This is a genomic window from Vibrio sp. Isolate22, from assembly GCF_022398115.1.
In the GTDB taxonomy this organism is placed as follows: domain Bacteria; phylum Pseudomonadota; class Gammaproteobacteria; order Enterobacterales; family Vibrionaceae; genus Vibrio.
In genome coordinates, this window is the sequence record NZ_JAKEUW010000025.1 from 36,401 (window position 1) to 55,131 (window position 18,731).

Genomic DNA, 18,731 nt, shown 5'->3' on the forward strand with positions numbered 1-18,731 from the left:
CGACTCGCTAGCCAAATCTTCACCGTTTAAACACGCTTTAGCATCTCAAAGATCCCTCTACATAGTCCAAACAAGCAGCTCTCTTGCGCATCCAACGTGATGTTGCTGCGATAGTAGGGGCTTAAATCTACCCCCATACCGATGCCATGGATCTCAATATTATTCTTGGTCGTCTCGCGATCAATCACCTGTTTGAGGTGGTTATCTAAATAGAATTGATCATTGGCTGTGCTGGTCGCGGTATCCATTGGGCACCCATCTGAAAACACAAACAAGATCTTTCGTTGTGCGCTGTGCTGCTGCAATCGCTGGCTAGCAAACTGAACCGCTTCTCCATCAATTCCTTCTTTGAAGATGTCTGCTTTACGAAGGCTGGCAATACCGAGTCGAGCACGCCTCCAATGCGTATCAAAATCTTTAAATACGATATGTCTAACCTCGTTTAAACGCCCAGGATGCTTCGGTTGGCCTTGTTTAAGCCATTGACGATAGACCTTGCCACCGTTCCAGTTATTGGTGGTGAAGCCGATAATCTCAAAGGGGATATTGGCGAGTCCAACGGATTTGAGAATCGTATCCATCAGTAGGCTGAGTTTATGACTGTGTTTTTGCATCGACCCTGAACAGTCCATCAAAAACGTGATGGCACATTGGTGGGACGGGCCAATTTCAGGTTGATAAAAAACCGTACGGTCTAAAGGCGAAGTGATTAGCTTAGTGATGGCAGTGGCGTTAACGATGCCTTCTTCTAGGTGTTCTTGGCGTCGAATTCGTTGTGGTGTGGCGACAAAACCAGACAGCATGGCAGCTAAGCGACGGGTATTCACTTGTCTCGCCATCAAGTCATCAGTGAGTTTTTGCCTCAGTTCGAATAACAGGGCACGCCTAACAAGCTTATCTGCGGTGATCACTTGATCGAACTCTGAATTAAAGATCTGGTAATTGGCACCGGAAAGCTCGAATACCTTACTACTGCCAGTGATGTCCGCATCAACCTCTTCATCTTCAATGTCACCATCAACGATTAAAGCAAGTTGCGCGAGGATTTTAATGTCTTCTTCGACCGTTGGTGTGCTTGAGCTTTCACCCTCTTGTTCTTGGTTGATAAGCGCTTGCGCCAGAGATGCGAGCTCGTTGGTATAGTGAGCAAAACGCTGTTGATCGGCTCGATGTTCTTTTAATTGTTTTAGACAGCTACCAAATATAGGCACGATGCCTGCTCGAGTAGATTCAATGGTTTCAGCGATCGGCTCCGAGATAGGAACACCCGTTAAGCGAGTATGGATGACCTGCATTAATGTGAACAACAAAATACCAATGCGGGATTCAGTAAAGCCATTTTGATGATATTGATCGCTCCAATACGTAAAGTTGAACTGGATGCTTTTAGTGACGCCTTTTAGGTAAGCGGGAACTTGTGACTCGATTCGCACCTGTTCGCAAAAATCGAAAAGTAAACGTTCGACTTCGCTTTTTGGGCGCAACGAATAGTGAAGCTCAGCATCAGAAAACAGCAGCCTCAATGCAGAGGAGTCAATTTTACCATTCATCGATAATTTACTGTTGATGAGCTCATGGCGTGACACAAAGGTAAGATCGTTGGTGTGTGCCGATAAGTGATAACAAGGACGACTACCGTTGTAGAGGCGCTCTCCTCGGTAATTCAGGCTCAACTCACCGCTGATTGCTCTGGCAACTGACACGCCAATATCGAGGATCTTTTTCTGTTGGGAGGAAATATTAGCCATCGATTAGGACTCCGATTGAGCATAGCTCTGAGTATGATCCTCTAGAGCCTCACCAAAGCAGCGGAAGTAATATTCGCGAACCAGCTCCTTCTCTTCTTCTTCACAACGGTTGAGGAACGACAGCCTAAATGCAGTGGCTACATTGTTGAATATTCGAATATTCTCAGCCCATGTGATTACTGTTCTTGGCGACATAACCGTTGATAAATCGCCGGCTCTAAATCCATTTCGCGTTAAACCGGCGGTGGCGATCATTTTTTCTACTAACTGCTGACCGCTCTCATTGTTTAGTTCAGGGCGCTTTGATAGAACGATCTTAGTTTCATGTTGTGGGTCTAAATAGTTAAGTGTCGCGATGATGTTCCATCGGTCAAGTTGGCTATGGTTAAGCACTTGAGTGCCAGAGTACAAACCGGAAAAGTTGCCTAAACCGAGTGTATTGCAGGTCGCAAACAGGCGGAAAGAAGGGTGGGGAGTGATCACTCGGTTTTGCTCGAGAGAAGTATATTTGCCGTCTTGCTCTAACAGTTGCTGAATCACAAACATCACATCAGGTCGGCCCGCATCGTATTCGTCCAACACTAATGCGATGGGTTGTTGAATACTTTGTGGAAGAATGCCTTCCTTAAACTCCGTTACCTGCATGCCATCTTTAATGACGATGCTATCTTTGCCAATGAAATCCAATCGGCTTAAGTGTCCATCTAGGTTGATCCTCAAGCATGGCCAATTTAATCGCGCAGCCACTTGCTCTATATGAGAAGACTTGCCGGTTCCGTGTGTGCCTTGTATTAAAGTGCGACGGTTAGATGTGAAGCCCGCTAATATTGCGAGCGTGACTTCAGGATCAAAACAGTAATTAGGATCGATCTTCGGTACATACTCTCCCGCCTTCTCAAAGGCCAACACCGTTAAGTCGCTATCGATGCCGAAATGCTCTCTTACACTTACCTGTTGCGTTGGTCGCAATTCCTCATTGTTCATTCTTTATTCCCCATTCTCGCTTCCATGACTGCTGTGATTTTTGAACTGCTATCGATTATTAACCTCTCTCTTGGAGTTAACGGCACTTTTTGTACGAAAAACTACCAATAATGTGATCCAGTTTTATTAATTAGAATGAATTGTTCCAATTTAACGTAAAAAGTTGACGCGCAAAAAATCTACTACTAAGGTGAATTTGAATTCGAAAAAGAGACAATTCATTCCGAAAAATGAAATTTAGGTTAACTCAAGGAGAATGGAAGAATGAGTGAGCAAGAAAAACGTACGGTTGTTTCCGGCACAGTAACAATGACACCATCAGAAGCGTTCGTTGAAACTATGGTCGCCAATGATGTCACCGATATGTTCGGCATCATGGGTTCGGCATTTATGGATGCAATGGATATCTTTGCTCCTGCTGGCATTCGATTGGTCCCAGTGGTACACGAGCAAGGTGCTGCTCACATGGCAGATGGTTACTCTCGAGTCTCTGGTCGCCACGGTGTCGTTATCGGCCAGAATGGTCCGGGTATCAGTAACTGTGTAACAGCAATTGCAGCAGCGTATTGGGCACACAGCCCTGTTGTTATTGTGACGCCAGAGACCGGCACTAAAACAATGGGCTTAGGTGGTTTCCAAGAGTGTAACCAACTTCCAATGTTCCAAGAGTTTACTAAGTATCAAGGGCATGTAACCCACCCTGATCGTATGGCGGAGTACACGGGTCGATGCTTTGACCGTGCAATGAGCGAGATGGGGCCTACTCAACTTAACATTCCACGTGACTACTTCTATGGTGAGACTCAAACCGAGATCCCTCAACCGGCACGCTTAGACCGTGGCCCAGGTGGTGAAAAATCTCTGAATGAAGCGGCAGACCTGATTGCTGAAGCTAAATTCCCAGTCATCATTTCTGGTGGCGGTGTGGTAATGGCTGACGCGGTTCAAGAGTGTGCAGCACTGGCTGAAAGACTAGGCGCGCCAGTAGTAAACAGCTACCTACACAATGATTCGTTCCCAGCAAGTCACCCATTATGGTGTGGTCCACTAGGTTACCAAGGTTCAAAAGCTGCAATGAAATTGATGGCTCAAGCGGATGTGGTTATTGCTCTTGGTACACGTCTTGGTCCATTCGGCACATTGCCTCAGCACGGTATGGATTACTGGCCGAAGAACGCAAAAATCATTCAGATTGATGCGGACAACAAGATGCTTGGCTTGGTTAAGAAGATCTCTGTGGGTATTTGTGGTGATGCGAAAGCGGCTGCCGTGGCATTAACCGAGAGATTGGAAGGTCGTGCACTGCTGTGTGATGACAACAAAGGTGCTCGCCAAGACACCGTCGCAACAGAAAAAGCGCTGTGGGAAAAAGAGCTGGATGAGTGGACGCACGAGCGTGACTCGTTCAGCTTGGACATGATCGAAGAAAACTCGCATGAGACGCCGTTCTCTGGTGGTGAATATCTTCACCCACGTCAAGTACTTCGTGAACTAGAAAAAGCGATGCCAGAAGACGTAATGGTCTCAACGGATATCGGTAACATCAACTCGGTTGCAAACAGCTACTTACGTTTTGAAAAACCACGTAGCTTCTTTGCGGCAATGAGTTTCGGTAACTGTGGCTACGCGTTCCCGACCATCATTGGTGCGAAAGCAGCAGCACCTCATCGTCCAGCTATCTCTTACGCAGGCGACGGCGCGTGGGGCATGAGCCTGATGGAGACCATGACGTGTGTTCGTCACAACATTCCTGTGACTGCGGTGGTATTCCACAACCGTCAATGGGGCGCAGAGAAGAAGAACCAAGTCGACTTCTACAACCGACGTTTTGTCGCTGGTGAACTAGACAACCAAAGCTTTGCAGAGATCGCTCGAGCAATGGGTGCTGAAGGTATCACGGTTGATAAGCTAGAAGATGTTGGTCCAACTCTACAAAAAGCCATCGACATGCAAATGAATGAAGGCAAAACAACCATCATTGAGATCATGTGTACTCAAGAACTGGGCGACCCGTTCCGTCGAGACGCATTGTCTAAACCGGTTCGTTTCCTAGATAAATACAAAGACTACGTATAACCAATAGGACGTTTGTCCGGCACTGTATTATCGAAAATGTTAGGGAGAAGTCTATCGAGATCGGAGTCGGACAAACAAATTAAGTGATGGTTTTTGATATTAAATTGAACGTGAAAGAAAACTCTTTTTTCATTAAGTAATATTTTTCACGTTCAATGCTCTGAATATTAGAGCACTAACCAAATCACTATTACTCCATATTACATTGTATCGATATCGAGGTTTTATCAGTAATTATTATTAACCGAATATTAAAATAGTAATTATTGATGAGTCACTGGATTTATTCGACTTTAGTATGAGTATTCGAAGAGTCGTTAACCTTTATTTTTTAGCTAAGAATAATTATTTATATGGTTGAGTGGTAGAAAATAGACATGAACAATAAACGGTATATAAGCGCACTCAAAGAACTGTATCAAATAATTGATTCATATATTAAAGAGTGCAACGAACCTTGTGGGTTGATTTATAACGTTTGTGATTACGAAAACAATAACTTGATGCCGAGCTTGGGCCGTTCTAACCGTAAGAACTTACGAAGAGTCGAACAAGATCTGCTTTCAACCGTTCGTGTCTATGGTGGGCATTCATTGAACTCTCACGACATAAATGATTGGTTGCTGATGTGCTTAGCAAAGAAGCAGGGATTTCCTACACGTTTACTTGAATGGAGCGATAACCTGGTTAATGCGCTGTGGGCTTTGTGTCATAGCCAGAGTAAAGACTGCATTAATATTACTAAAGTTATTGATTTTGAAAGGGTTAGTGATTTCTTCACGTCATGTGGTGTTGAGAAAACTCAGATATTTCATGTTGTTGATTGTGATCAGCAAGAACAACGGAAGGACAAATGGTATTCCATTCATCCGTTTAAGGAAGGTTGCAATGATGCCATTCAACCTTTGTACGACGAGCAAGGGTATTCAAACGATCTAGTATCCGTTCATGTTCTGCCGTCAGCCAAAGTAAATCTGATAAAGGAGTTAATATCCATGAATGTGTTAAATGAACCTACAGAGTATAACGAAGAGACACTGGTTGATTTGAAAAATGAATCACACGTCGATGGAAATAAGGTTATGGGTAAAGATGGAAGCAACATCGAATTACAAGTTAATACTCATAATCGAACTTTGGAACAATATGGTCGAAAGTACCATCAAGATTTTGACTTCGACTAACGACTAATATCTTTATCGAAAATTAAGACTTCGCTCATGTCTTATTTTAATTATTTAAATAGAGTGAAGTCTTGTTTAAATAAACTTAGAACACTAATTAAATTTATAAAAATACGAAATCTGTGAGCTTGAAGATTGTATATAACACAACTCGAAGTTAGAGTTATGCGGCTTGTTATCAGGTTGTTAAATCTTTCAAGTTTCTAGTTTAAAAACTCTAATAAAAAAGTGGCGCAAAGCTACTGAAATTTAAATCAATAACGTAAACATAAAGGATTCTGGAATATGAATATGCAAACCAATGCAGCGACATTCGTGCTGGAAAACCAAGTCGACACCGCTTTTTTACAGTCATTCAGTGATGCTTGGAATAACCATGATATCGAAGCATTAATGTCGTTCATGACTGAAGATTGTGTATTCCATACTGTGGCTGGTGAAGGCTTAGTTGGAAATACCATTGAAGGGTACGAAGCGGTTCGAAAGAGCTTTGAATTGGTTTGGCAGAACTTCCCAGACGCCGCTTGGAGCGATCCTGTCCACTTTGTGTGTGGTGATCGCGCTGTGAGTGAATCAACATTCTCTGCGACTAACCCGGATGGCAGCATTATTGAAGCTCGTATGGTTGATGTATTTACTCTGAAAGACGGAAAAATTAGCGTTAAAAATGCCTTCCGTAAAACACGACCTCTTTTGACTCCCAAGAACTAGACACGAAATCGCAACCCGTTCACGTGTTATGACTAGGAGAGTCGAATTATGAGTTTAGTAATGGAACAACCGGCTGCCGATGTGCAGCCAAAGGTGAAAAGCACCCAAGCACAAGAAAGTACTCAAGCAAAAGATAGATACGATCCAAAGTACGATCCACTTAAGGATAAAACGCCAGGTCATGGTAAAGAATACGCCCCAACGTATTGGGTAGATACTGCAGGTGCTCCACCTGAAGATGATGGCCCAATCACATCGGACATGGATGTCGATGTGGCGATTATCGGTTCCGGCTTTACTGGCCTGAGTACCGCGATACATCTTGCAGAAATGTATGGCATAAAAGCGACAGTGATTGAAGCTAACCGTTCAAGCTGGGGATGCAGTACTCGAAATGGTGGTCAAGCGCAGTGTGCCTCTGGGCGTTTGAAGCGTTCTCAATGGATTGAACGCTGGGGCCTAGAAACGGCGCTAAAAATGCACCGCGAGTGTGTTGATGGCATGGAAACCTTCAAGTCTTTGATCAAAGACATCGATTGTGACCCACAACCGGGTGGTCACTTATATGTTGCTCACCGCTCAAAAGTGATGGCAACACTTGAGAAAGAAGCCAAGTTGCTGCGCGACACATTTGACTACGATGCGCAGATCTTAGATGCAGAAACCGTAAAGCGTGATTACGTTGGAGACCAAGAAGCAGCAGGCGCGATGCATGAGCCAGAAGGGATTGGCATTCATGCAGGGAAGTTGGCGTTTGGTTATCTAAGAAAGGCTCGAGCACTCGGCGTTAAAGTTCATCCATCGAGTCCAGTGATGGGCTGGGAGACTCGTGGCGGTGTGCATTACCTGAAGACGCCTGGTGGTGTTGTTAAAGCGCGTTCTGTCGGTGTTTGTACGGGTGGGTATACCAGTCAAGGCTTGCATTCAGAGCTTAAAAATCGCCTGTTGCCAGTACTGTCTAACTCAATGGTCACACGTCCGCTGACTCAAGACGAAATCGCCGCGTGTAACTTCAAAACCAATCAAGTGATTACTGATACTCGAATTCTGCGCCACTACTACCGTTTGTTACCGGATAACCGAGTACAGATTGGTACACGCAGTGCTATCAGCGGCAAGAATGCACCTGAAAAGAAATATGAAGACATGCTAAGAGCGGATCTTACTCGAAAGTTCCCGTCTCTCGACCAGATCAAAATTGATTATTCATGGTGGGGCTGGGTGGATGTTAGTCACGACATGATGCCGAGGATTTATCAACCGAATCCAAAACAATCCATCTTCTACGCCCTTGGATATGGCGGTAATGGCGTGATGTATTCCGCTCAAGCGGGTAAACGCCTTGCTCAGTGGATTGCAGGTGAAGGTCACACGCTCGACCTACCAATATTTGAATCAAAACTTCCGTTCCCCAACGTGAGGGAAGTGGTGGAATCAGAGATGTTTGCGCCGTTTCGAAGAATGGGGCAGCGGTTCCTTTATCAGTGGTATTCGTTAAAGGATGAAAGGCTGTAACTACCCGAACATTGTTTCCAAAATAGGGAAATAGAACTACGACCAGGAAAGTTGTACCAGGTCACCTTGTGAGCAAAGTACAGGCAGGAAGTCTGTATGAAAGGAAAGGTTAAGACTATGAAATTTATTAAAAATAAAATTATTGCTGGTGTCACTATTGTAGCAACAGCGGTGCTATCTCATACCGCGGCAGCAGCGAATTTTAAAATGGCCATCGGCGATGCTGCTGGTGGTACGCAGTGGGAATTAGCGACCTCATTCTCTGAACTCATGGAGCAAAAAACAGACGGTAAAGTAAAAATCGATCTGTTCCCTAACGGTCAGTTAGGCAACGAGCAAGACACAGTCAACGATGCGGCAATCGGGCTTCTCGACTTCTCTGTACTGGCGATCAACAACGTAACGCCTTTCTCTCCAACCGTTGGTCTATTGACCATGCCTTACGTAATTCAGAGTGCAGAAGAAGCTGTGCTACTGACTCAAGGTCAAGTCGGTCAAGACTTAGGTGATAACACGATTCGTGATGCTGGTGTTCGTATTGTAGGCTGGGCGTATTCAGGCTTTAGGGTTCTGACTAACTCGAAAAAGCCTGTTGCTTCGCCAGAAGATCTTAAAGGGCTCGTGATTCGTGTTCCTCGTAACGAAATCATGATCGCTTCTTACCAAGCATGGGGCGTAAACCCAACGCCAATGGCATGGTCTGAAACCTTTACCGGTCTTCAACAGGGCGTGGTAGATGGTCAAGATAACCCTTACATCACAGTGCATGCGATGAAGTTCAATGAAGTACAAAAGTACGTGACCAACATTCGCTACATTTTCTCTCTAGAACCTCTAATTGTGAGTGAAACGGTCTTCCAACAGCAAACACCTGAAATGCAGAAGATCATTCTTGAAGCCGGTCAGGAAGCGACAGAGCACAGCTTCGCTTATCTAGAAAACACGGAAAACCAAATTCGTGAAGAGCTACAAGCGAAGGGCATGGTATTCACCGATCCAGCAGATAATGAGCAAGAGTGGATCAGCAAGGTGACTAAGTCAGTTTGGCCTAAGTTCTACTCAAGCATTGGAGGTAAAGACAAGCTAGACGACGTTCTTGAGTTACTAGGTAGAAAGTAACGATTAGATTCGCCCTATCTGCTGTTCTCCGCGACTTAATCACCTCGCGATAGAACAGTGAGATAGGGCATTTACATGGCTGTACTCGTTGAGCTGTTCTGTACCTGATCTTTTAGGACCGTGAGCGACTGGTTGTCATGTGAAAATCAACATTGGAGGTTATATGTCAGTCGCTAAAACAATAAAAAAACACCTGAACAACATTGAGGAATATACATGTTGTTTGTTGCTTGCAAGCTTTGTCCTATTGCTGTTTACACAAATCCTGACGCGTCAGCTATTCGACTACTCAATCCCGTGGGGGGATGAAGTCGCTACTTACATGTTCGTTTGGTTCGCTTATCTAGGAGCTGTTGTGGCGGCCAAGATGTCGGCACACAACCGAGTGAGCTTTCACTTCAAATTCTTTCCGCCTATTGTGCAAACCGTCAGTGAAACCATCGCTGATTTCTTATGGCTCTGCTTCAACGGTTACTTTGTCTATCTCAGTTATGACTTCGTTTTCAACAAAATGAACCTGTTTTGGAAGTCTCAGACCACAGGTATCCCGATGAAGTACTTCTACATGATTTTACCTATCGCGTTTTCCCTGATGATGATTCGAATTATCTGGAACAACTATGAGCGCTTATTCAAAGGTGCAACCAATGAAGATCCAGAAGTGAAAGAACTGCGAAAAATGACTGCACAAAAGTCTATGCAGTAGTCACAGAGAATAGTCGTAATAGAGAGATGTAATAATGGAATCCTATTTAACTCTAATTTTATTTGGTGGCTTCTTAACCCTGTTAATTCTAGGTGCACCAATCACGGTATCACTGGCCGGCGCCTCGATGGCGGCCTATATGTTGCTCGACAAAAATCCTATCGCACTGGTACAAATCGCATTTACTTCGGTAGGTAACTTCCCGCTTATGGCACTGCCTGCTTTTGTGCTTGCGGGCGCATTAATGGAGGCGGCAGGGATCTCCAAACGTTTGGTTGATATTGCCGAAAGCTTAGCTGGGCCAGTAACAGGCGGCCTTGGTGCGGCAACAGTAATGGCCTGCCTTTTCTTCGGTGCGATCTCTGGTTCTGGCCCAGCAACCACAGCCGCAGTAGGTATGCTAATGGTGCCAGCGATGGTTAAGCGTGACTACGATAAGAGCTACGCTTCGGCGGTCACGGCGGCATCTGGCGGGCTAGGGATCATTATTCCGCCATCCATTCCTTTGGTTATTTTTGGTATCTCTGCGATGGGCTTAATGGCACCACCAGAAGCCATTGCACAACATGGTCAGTTCGCATCTTTATCGATTCCAAAACTGTTTGTCGCTGGGGTTGTGCCGGGTTTCATCATGGCATCGACACTGGTACTGACCAACTATTTCATTGCTAAGCGCGAAGGCTATAAAGGGCTTACTGAAACCTGGTCATTTGGGGATGTAAGGCATTACTTGCGTCGAGGTTTATGGTCGATATTGGCGCCATTCTTGATTCTTGGTGGTATCTACAGCGGTATGTTCACACCAACAGAGTCTGCGGTTGTGGCAATTTTCTATTCGCTGTTTGTGGGTGTATTTATTCACCGCGAATTGTCATTTAAAAGCGTGATGAAATCTTTATCCACCACGACCTGGATCACCGGGCGTGTGTTGTTGATCCTCTTTGCCGCTACTGTGTTTGGCCGTTTACTGATTGAACAAAAAATTCCAGTTGTGGTGGCTGAATCTTTGCTCAGTTTTACTGACAACATGTACATGGTGTGGGCGCTGACGATTACTTTGCTGCTGTTCATCGGCATGTTCATGGAAACCTTAGCGGCAATCATGATCATTGTGCCGGTTCTATTACCAATCATGTATATGTTAGGCGCGGATCCTACTCACGTGGGCATCGTGGTGGTATGTACCTTATCGATAGGTTTTGCAACGCCGCCGCTTGGCGAAAACATCTTTGTTGCTTCGGGGATAGGTGGTTCCACGGTTGAGCAAATTACCGCGAAAATCCATCCCTTCGTTCTTGCTTCGGTTGTAGGTGTGTTTGTTATCGCTTTCTTCCCACAAATTACGCTTTGGCTACCGTCCTTAGTGGGCTATTAGGAGAGATAACCATGAGTTTATCCAAAATTATCCTTATCAGTTGCGCCTTGTTTGCCGTTATTGGTGGTATGGGCTTACGGGCTGAGCATTCGGAGTCGGAGAAGGCTACCCAAGCTGTCAATGTGCTCGATATTTCTGAGCCCCATGTGGTGAGCGAGGCTGAGAGAAGAGCCAAAACTCTGCTGGCGAAAGCGGTAATCCACGTTCAAAAAGAGGGAGATGAAAGCGTCAAAGATTTCATGAGTGACCCAGAATACATTGACGGTGAGTTATACGTGTTTGCACTCGGAATTGACGGCCAATTCCTTGCCAGTGGCGGCTCTTCAATGGTGCTGGTGGGCGATAGTGTGTTGGACACGCAAGATGTTTATGGCAATCCATTTTTCCGAGAAATGATCACCAAAGCGGTCCACAACGGTTTTGGTGAGGTGGAATATCACTGGACCAACCCTACCGATCGTATGGGAGAGCCCAAAACGACCTTCTTTGAACGTGTTGGAGATGTGATTGTTGCCGTAGGCTTCTATCCAGAGCGCTCTAGTGCCGCTGAAGCTAAGCGCTTATTGGCGAGAGCGATGACCGCGATAGTGGAGTCGGAGCAACAGAGTTTGGCTCAGTTCAATGACGCCGACGGTAGCTTCGTAGAAGGGGATTTGTATGTGTTTGTGATGGATATGAGTTCAGGAAAGCTGCTGGCGCATGGGGTGTCCCCTGAGTTAGTTGGGCGATCACACAACGAAATCTTGAGCCCAGACGATAAGCCGATCCTCACTGATATGTTGAATCTTGCACGCGAAAATGGCCGTGGAGTTTATACCTATCGCTGGTTAAATCCATTGTCGAGTAAGGTCGAAACCAAGCATACCTACTATCGAGTTATCGATAACAAGCTGGTAGGGGTTGGATATTACACAAAATCAAACAAGACGTAAAAATGAGGGTGCGGAGAGTGTAAGTCTATTTAAATTAATGACTTAATGCTCATTTTACCCCTAAAAATAGGAGTGTGTAAAAAAGCAATTTAGTAAAATTCACAGTGTGTAATTTTTGTTGTGAAATTGTTTCAAAAATAACAGTAGTATGAAAAACATGGAAACCAAGTAGTAAAGAACAAATCTGAAAAGGGTCAATTAGGATGTTTGACCCGAGTGAAATTTAAAGCCGTACGAGGGATAGACTATGAATATGCTGACACTAGACAAAACAGAACTTCACAGAAACCATTCAACTTTTATTGCTGAAGCTGTCTTTGCCGTCGAAATGGTGAAAGCAGACAAGCAACTCGAAAAGCAGAAGATGGCGAAGCAGTTGCTAGATACTCTATTTCCTCTTGAGTCGGGCTCTCATGAAGATGTTGTGAGCTATGAGATTGACTACCGACATGTTCAGGTTTACTTCAAAAATGGTGAACATACAGGCCTAAAACGCGCGAAGCATTTTGTGGCATATACAGGTGATAAATCTAAGCCATCATCAATCCTGTTCCGTGATGAAAGTGGTACTCATGTGGAAGTGACGATTGGTGCTCGCAAAGGTACAGGTAACCTTGAGCTTGTTGATATCGAAGACATCCAACTAGAGACATGCACCACATTTGGTCAAACAGACGCAAGTATTTCTTCTGGAATCCGACATTGGGTTAGCTTAGTGAAGGGTGATGAAAGCGGCCGACCAAATGCATCAAGTGAAGATAAAGAGTTCACTGCGAAAAATGGTGATGATTACAATCTTGGATTCTGTTTCGCACTCTAATATCGAGCGCTGCAGTGCGCAGCGCTAACATCAATTTCTCTTTTACCTTTGGTAATTTCCCCGCCCCTATAGCGGGGCTTTTTTATTAGAGCTATAAGTAAATTGGACGATTATTAAAATTATATACAGAAAATTTGGATGTGACTTTATGGTGTGCAGTTTTGATTTAAGTTGTTGTATTTAAATAATTTTGTTGTTTTATTTTATTCTGATTTTATTAGGTTAATTATCATTATTCAGGCGATTATGAGTAACTATTGAGCTAAAACTTAGTCAAAATGCTTCGTGTTGTGCTATATTGTGCGGCTTGGGATTGAGCAAGTAAGTCCATTCACTATCTCAAATAGTGACTTTCACCATGCTTTGTTTGGGTGATTTGGCGAGCCAATCAAGTAGTAGTTGGATATGGAGCGAGTCCTTATATTCGTTGAATCGGATATACGAACATCATAATTTATGAGTTTTAAATCAAAAAAGTACAGTATTGATTCTACTGACTATCAAGTTGGTCAAGACAACGTCAGTAAATGGGGCATGGATGTCCATAACACAGTTTTCGTAGCCTCTGTTGGCTTATCTCTTCTCTTCATCATCACCCTTCTTGCTCTGCCTCCTGCAGATGCCAAAGCGGCAATTGACTCCATCAAGGGTGCGGTTCTATCAAAGTTTGACTTCCTGTTTATGTGGGGAGCCAACATCATGTTAATTTTTGCCGTTATTTTGGCATTCTCACCGCTAGGTAAAGTTCGCTTAGGTGGCGAAGACGCAACGGCAGACTATTCAATGGCCTCTTGGATTGCGATGTTATTCGCAGCAGGCATGGGCATTGGACTTATTTTCTGGGGTGTTGCTGAGCCAACTGCGTTCTTTACCAACTGGTTTGGTACTCCATTGAACGCAGAACCTTTTACAGAAGCAGGTCGTGAGTTAGCGCTGGGTGCAACGGTATTCCACTGGGGTTTCCATGCTTGGGCTATCTACGGCATGACAGCACTTTGCTTAGCGTATTTTGTTTATAACAAAGGTCTACCGCTATCTATGCGCTCCGTTTTTTACCCAATCTTGGGTGAGCGAGTGTGGGGCAAAACGGGTGATGTGATCGATGTGCTAACGGTACTGGTTACTCTGTTCGGTTTGGCGACTTCGTTAGGTTTGGGTGGTACACAAGCAGCAAGTGGTATTAGCCACGTGTTTGGTTTGGAAAACAATATCCTACTTCAGCAATCTATCATTGTTTTGATCATGGGTCTGGCGATCATCTCTGTACTTCGTGGTATGGACGGTGGTGTTAAGTTCCTAAGTAACTTAAACATGGTTATTGCGTTTGTATTCCTTGGTCTTATTGCAGTGCTTAACTTCACAACTGTGCTTGATTCTGTGGCAACAGCGGCAACAGGCTATGTGAAAAATATCTTGGCATTGAGCCAAAGCACTGGTCGTGAAGACACGACATGGCTGCATGGTTGGACTGTGTTCTACTGGGCGTGGTGGGTAGCGTATGCACCATTCTTTGGTATGTTTGTAGCGCGTATTTCTAAAGGTCGTACTGTTCGTGAGTTCTTGTTCTGCGTACTGATTATCCCGACGCTAGTAACTTCGGCTTGGATGTCTGTGTTTGGTGGTGTGGCTATTGAACAGGTCATTAATCATGTCGGTCAACTTGGTCTTGATCAAGGCATCACAGATGTATCATTAAGCTTGTTCCACATGTTAGATGCGTACTCGTTTGGTAGCATCCTATCGGTTATCGCAGTAGCACTGATCATTGTGTTCTTCGTTACGACACTAGACTCAGGTTCGATTGTTATCGATGGCATGACGGCTGGTGGTAAGCTTGAAGTACCTGTGAAACAGAAAGTAGTGTGGGCAGTTATTTCAGGCGCGATTGCGATGGTGATGCTGTGGATTGGTGGTACTCAATCTATCCAAGCACTGCAATCTATTACAATTATCGCAGCGCTGCCGTTCACTATCATTCTTCTGATTGGTTGTGTGAGTCTGCTGAAAGGTCTATTTACAGAAGTAGATAAAGGCCAAGCAAACGTAAGCGAAACAGCGAAATAGCGCGACTTTCTAGTGAGGTAAATTGCTCGCTAATGATGCCCTAAGTATTACTGAAACTCTCTTGTACTCTGTGCGAGGGAGTTTTTTTATATGCGCTATCAAGAAATAAAAAAGCCACAAATGATTCGTCACTTGTGGCTTTTTTCAACTTTATTCTAGTTCTCTAGAGATAAATTGTTCGCTTACGCCTTTAGCTCGTGTTGAATCACGTAATCTAAAGCACCAACGACAGCTGCAACTTGTGCGTCGTTACATTCTTCGTCTGTTACTTTGTTGCTGTCTGGGTAAACTTCTGTCGTTGTACCGTACTTGCAGTTCGTTACGCCGCCACAAAGGCCAAGCTCTTTCATTGGGTAGTTAATCACACCATGCTGTGTCACCTCTGAACCAATGATCTTACCGTCTGCATCTGCTGGTGCAATGTGGGTTACTTTTTCAACTGAAGCAATGACAGCCGCTTGGAATTCTGGCTGAGGGTTTTCAGTGTCACCTACTGTGTAGAAACCATCTGGAATCATACCTTCGATGTACTCAATGCCGTCACGAGCAGCAAGTGCTGGGCGGAATTCTGTTTCATCAGAATCTGTCGTTTCGTGTAGATCAACGTGTACCAGTACCTCTGGTAGAGACGCCACTAATGCACGTAAGTTTGCTGATTCTTCAGCTGGGGTACCTTCATAGAAAGAACGGTTCGGATCAATGGCATTTGGGTTCCAGCGGTTGATGACTTCGTAACCCCAAGGGCTAACACAAGGTGCAACCACTACATTGAAATGCGCTGCGTATTTCTCTGCTTGAGTATCTGCGAATTTGATCGCACCGTGCACACCACTTGTCTCATAACCGTGAACACCGCCTGTTACCAGAACGGTTGGTTTTGATGCATCCCAGTTTTTGCTCTTGATTGCAAACAGAGGGAAACGCGCCTCATCGTAGCTCAACGCGCCGTATTGCTCGATGTCAAAGCGGTCTGCTAATGCTTGGATTTTAGGAACCACTTCTTGCTGGTATTCGCGCTTAACGGTTCTTTGAGCAAACCATGCTTGACGTTCTGCTTCTTGCCATTTTTTTCCAGGTTCACCGATAGGGTAGCTGTATTCACTTTTCATCTATACTTTTTCTTTTATGTTTGTGAAAGATGCAGACAGACTAGTCCTGTCTCGCTGAGACGGCAATAGAGAACACGGTTTGTGACTTTATTTTTTACAGACTCATAACTTTGATGAGTGAATTGATAGTGTTACATTTTATCTATTGTTCAATCCTTTAAAAGAGACAATAAAATGGCTGGAGCAAGTTTACTCACACTGTTAGATGACATAGCCACAGTGCTAGACGATGTTGCACTGATGTCTAAAGTTGCGGCAAAGAAAACCGCAGGTGTATTGGGCGATGATTTAGCACTTAACGCACAGCAGGTTTCGGGTGTGTCTGCTGAACGAGAAATCCCTGTGGTGTGGGCGGTTGCAAAAGGCTCATTCAAGAACAAGTTGGTTCTTGTGCCTGCCGCTTTATTGATTAGTGCATTTATTCCTTGGTTGATCATGCCATTGCTGTTAATTGGTGGCTTATTTCTTTGTTTCGAAGGGGCTGAGAAGATCTTAGAAAAGTTCTTCCCGCATGCCCACCAAGATGACGACAAAGGAGATGAAGATAAAACCGGTGAGTCTATTGAGGACTATGAGAAGAGAAAGGTTAAAGGCGCAATTCGTACCGACTTCATCTTATCCGCAGAAATCATTGTGATTGCTCTGGGTACCGTGACGGGGACCAGCATCTTGACCCAGATTATTGTCGTGAGCTTGATTGCTGTCGTGATGACGATTGGTGTCTATGGCTTGGTTGCAGGGATAGTGAAGTTAGATGACTTAGGTTTCTATCTTCAACGTACATCTGACGGTAGCGCAGTCAAAACAAAGCTTGGCAATGGGCTTGTTTCCTTTGCGCCAAAGTTAATGAAGATGCTTGCTGTTGTCGGTACGGCTGCCATGTTCTTGGTTGGTGGTGGTATCGTGGTTCATAACGTTCCTGCGATTCATCATTTGATTGAACCTATCATCATGGACTTCAGCGGGCATACAATAGCGACTGCAGTTGTTCCCACTTTGTTGAATGGCGTGATTGGTGTGGTGGCAGGGTTACTTGTTGTCGCGGTTTGGAGTGTCATAGAGAAGGTTCGCGGCAAGTAGGGCTTAAACAACGTCTTAGAGCGTTCCTTTCATACATATTAAAAAGGGTCACCATAATTTGGTGACCCTTTTTAGTTGAAGTGAAGTATTTACGAAGTATCTACAACGTATTTACTTTGCCTTCCGAGTGCTTATTTTACTGACCAAGCGATCGTCTCGCCGCCACGAATTGGCACAACGATGTCTGAACCAAATGGCATGGTTTCAGCAACGTTCCACTCTTCTTTTACTAGAGTGATAGTGTCTGTGTTACGTGGGATGCCGTAGAAGTCTGGGCCGTTGTGGCTTGCGAACGCTTCTAGGTTCTCAATCTTGCCTTCTAATTCGAACACTTCAGCGTACAGTTCAACAGCTGCGTGTGCCGTGTAAGAACCCGCACAGCCACATGCTGACTCTTTTGCGCCTTTTGCGTGTGGTGCTGAGTCTGTACCTAAGAAGAACTTCTTGCTGCCGCTTGTCGCTGCTTCAATTAGCGCTTTTTGGTGAGTGTTGCGCTTAAGGATTGGTAGGCAGTAGAAGTGTGGCTTAATGCCGCCAACCAGCATGTGGTTGCGGTTGTAAAGCAAGTGATGGGCTGTGATTGTCGCGGCAACGTTGTCGTTCGCGTTCTTTACGAAATTCGCAGCATCTGCAGTCGTGATGTGCTCTAGAACGATTTTTAGGTTAGGGAAGTCATTCACGATTGGCGCAAGAACGGTGTCTAGGAACTGCTTCTCACGGTCAAAGATATCAACATCGTGCGTCGTTACTTCGCCGTGTACCAAAAGTAGCATGCCAACTTCTTGCATAGCTTCTAGTACGTGGTAGATGTTCTTCGCAGAGGTTACACCTGAGTCAGAGTTAGTTGTTGCGCCAGCTGGGTAAAGCTTTGCAGCTACAACAGCGCCAGATTCTTTCGCTTTGCGAATTTCATCAGGTGTTGTGTTGTCTGTCAGGTAAAGTGCCATTAGAGGCTGGAACTGCTCGCTTGGCTGCTCTGCCATGATGCGTTTACGGTAAGCTAGAGCCATTTCGGTATCAGTTACCGGTGGGATGGTATTTGGCATGATTAACGCTCGACCATTGTAGCGGCTGATATCGCGCACTGTATCTTTTAATACTTCGCCATCGCGTAGATGAACGTGCCAGTCGTCAGGACGAGTAATCGTAAGTTGTGTCATTGAAGGCTCCCACCATTTGAAGTGTTATGTAGTTGGAGCCTAAACTCGGCGAAATCTGTGAAAGCAATCGCTTACGTTTAGGCGACAGGATGATAGTGGAAAAGCACTTTCATTTCATCCTATTTTTAACTCTTCAGGGTTAGGAGCT

The 18,731-nt window shown here is 44.8% G+C and carries 15 protein-coding genes; 11 read left to right on the forward strand and 4 right to left on the reverse strand.

What is annotated here, in order from left to right:
* Positions 1–26: 26 nt before the first annotated feature.
* Positions 27–1,748, reverse strand: coding sequence for a cobalamin biosynthesis protein CobT (locus L1D55_RS15145; protein ID WP_239918015.1), 1,722 nt, complete (start codon positions 1,746–1,748; stop codon positions 27–29).
* A gap of 3 nt (positions 1,749–1,751) precedes the next feature.
* Positions 1,752–2,732 (reverse strand): MoxR family ATPase, encoded by a 981-nt coding sequence (locus tag L1D55_RS15150; protein ID WP_239918016.1) that lies wholly within the window; start codon positions 2,730–2,732, stop codon positions 1,752–1,754.
* 264 nt (positions 2,733–2,996) lie between these two features.
* On the opposite strand from L1D55_RS15150, the gene xsc reads away from it, so the two are divergent.
* From xsc to L1D55_RS15200, 10 genes are all read left to right on the forward strand, one after another.
* Positions 2,997–4,808 (forward strand): sulfoacetaldehyde acetyltransferase, encoded by a 1,812-nt coding sequence (gene xsc, locus L1D55_RS15155; protein ID WP_061032189.1) that lies wholly within the window; start codon positions 2,997–2,999, stop codon positions 4,806–4,808.
* 377 nt (positions 4,809–5,185) lie between these two features.
* Entirely contained in the window at positions 5,186–5,992 is an 807-nt protein-coding gene (locus L1D55_RS15160) for an FRG domain-containing protein (RefSeq protein WP_239918017.1), read from the forward strand.
* Positions 5,993–6,277: 285 nt separating this feature from the next.
* Positions 6,278–6,703 carry a nuclear transport factor 2 family protein gene (locus L1D55_RS15165; RefSeq protein ID WP_239918018.1) on the forward strand — a complete coding sequence of 142 codons (426 nt, stop codon included), beginning with the start codon at positions 6,278–6,280 and terminating at the stop codon, positions 6,701–6,703.
* Between the two features lie 48 nt (positions 6,704–6,751).
* Positions 6,752–8,218: an FAD-binding oxidoreductase gene (locus tag L1D55_RS15170; RefSeq protein WP_239918019.1), complete on the forward strand. Its 1,467-nt coding sequence runs from the start codon at positions 6,752–6,754 to the stop codon at positions 8,216–8,218.
* 117 nt (positions 8,219–8,335) lie between these two features.
* Positions 8,336–9,337 carry a TRAP transporter substrate-binding protein gene (locus L1D55_RS15175; RefSeq protein ID WP_239918020.1) on the forward strand — a complete coding sequence of 334 codons (1,002 nt, stop codon included), beginning with the start codon at positions 8,336–8,338 and terminating at the stop codon, positions 9,335–9,337.
* 163 nt (positions 9,338–9,500) lie between these two features.
* Positions 9,501–10,043 carry a TRAP transporter small permease gene (locus L1D55_RS15180; protein ID WP_008215727.1) on the forward strand — a complete coding sequence of 181 codons (543 nt, stop codon included), beginning with the start codon at positions 9,501–9,503 and terminating at the stop codon, positions 10,041–10,043.
* 34 nt (positions 10,044–10,077) lie between these two features.
* On the forward strand, positions 10,078–11,418 hold the full coding sequence (locus L1D55_RS15185; RefSeq protein ID WP_102424990.1) for a TRAP transporter large permease: 1,341 nt from the start codon (positions 10,078–10,080) through the stop codon (positions 11,416–11,418).
* Between the two features lie 11 nt (positions 11,419–11,429).
* Positions 11,430–12,350: a cache domain-containing protein gene (locus L1D55_RS15190; RefSeq protein ID WP_239918021.1), complete on the forward strand. Its 921-nt coding sequence runs from the start codon at positions 11,430–11,432 to the stop codon at positions 12,348–12,350.
* Between the two features lie 247 nt (positions 12,351–12,597).
* Positions 12,598–13,170 (forward strand): malate synthase, encoded by a 573-nt coding sequence (locus L1D55_RS15195; RefSeq protein ID WP_004737666.1) that lies wholly within the window; start codon positions 12,598–12,600, stop codon positions 13,168–13,170.
* Positions 13,171–13,626: 456 nt separating this feature from the next.
* Positions 13,627–15,234, forward strand: coding sequence for a BCCT family transporter (locus L1D55_RS15200; RefSeq protein ID WP_239918022.1), 1,608 nt, complete (start codon positions 13,627–13,629; stop codon positions 15,232–15,234).
* A 182-nt stretch (positions 15,235–15,416) separates the two neighbouring features.
* Here L1D55_RS15200 and L1D55_RS15205 read toward each other — a convergent pair whose 3' ends face one another.
* Positions 15,417–16,343, reverse strand: a complete 927-nt coding sequence (locus L1D55_RS15205) for a M14 family metallocarboxypeptidase (RefSeq protein ID WP_239918023.1) — start codon at positions 16,341–16,343, stop codon at positions 15,417–15,419.
* Positions 16,344–16,517: 174 nt separating this feature from the next.
* Between L1D55_RS15205 and L1D55_RS15210 the strand changes: the two genes are divergently transcribed.
* A complete protein-coding gene (locus tag L1D55_RS15210; protein ID WP_239918024.1) occupies positions 16,518–17,423 on the forward strand; it encodes a DUF808 domain-containing protein in 906 nt (301 codons plus the stop codon).
* 131 nt (positions 17,424–17,554) lie between these two features.
* On the opposite strand, the gene pyrC is transcribed toward L1D55_RS15210, so the two are convergent.
* A complete protein-coding gene (gene pyrC, locus L1D55_RS15215; protein ID WP_239918025.1) occupies positions 17,555–18,583 on the reverse strand; it encodes a dihydroorotase in 1,029 nt (342 codons plus the stop codon).
* Positions 18,584–18,731 lie beyond the last annotated feature (148 nt).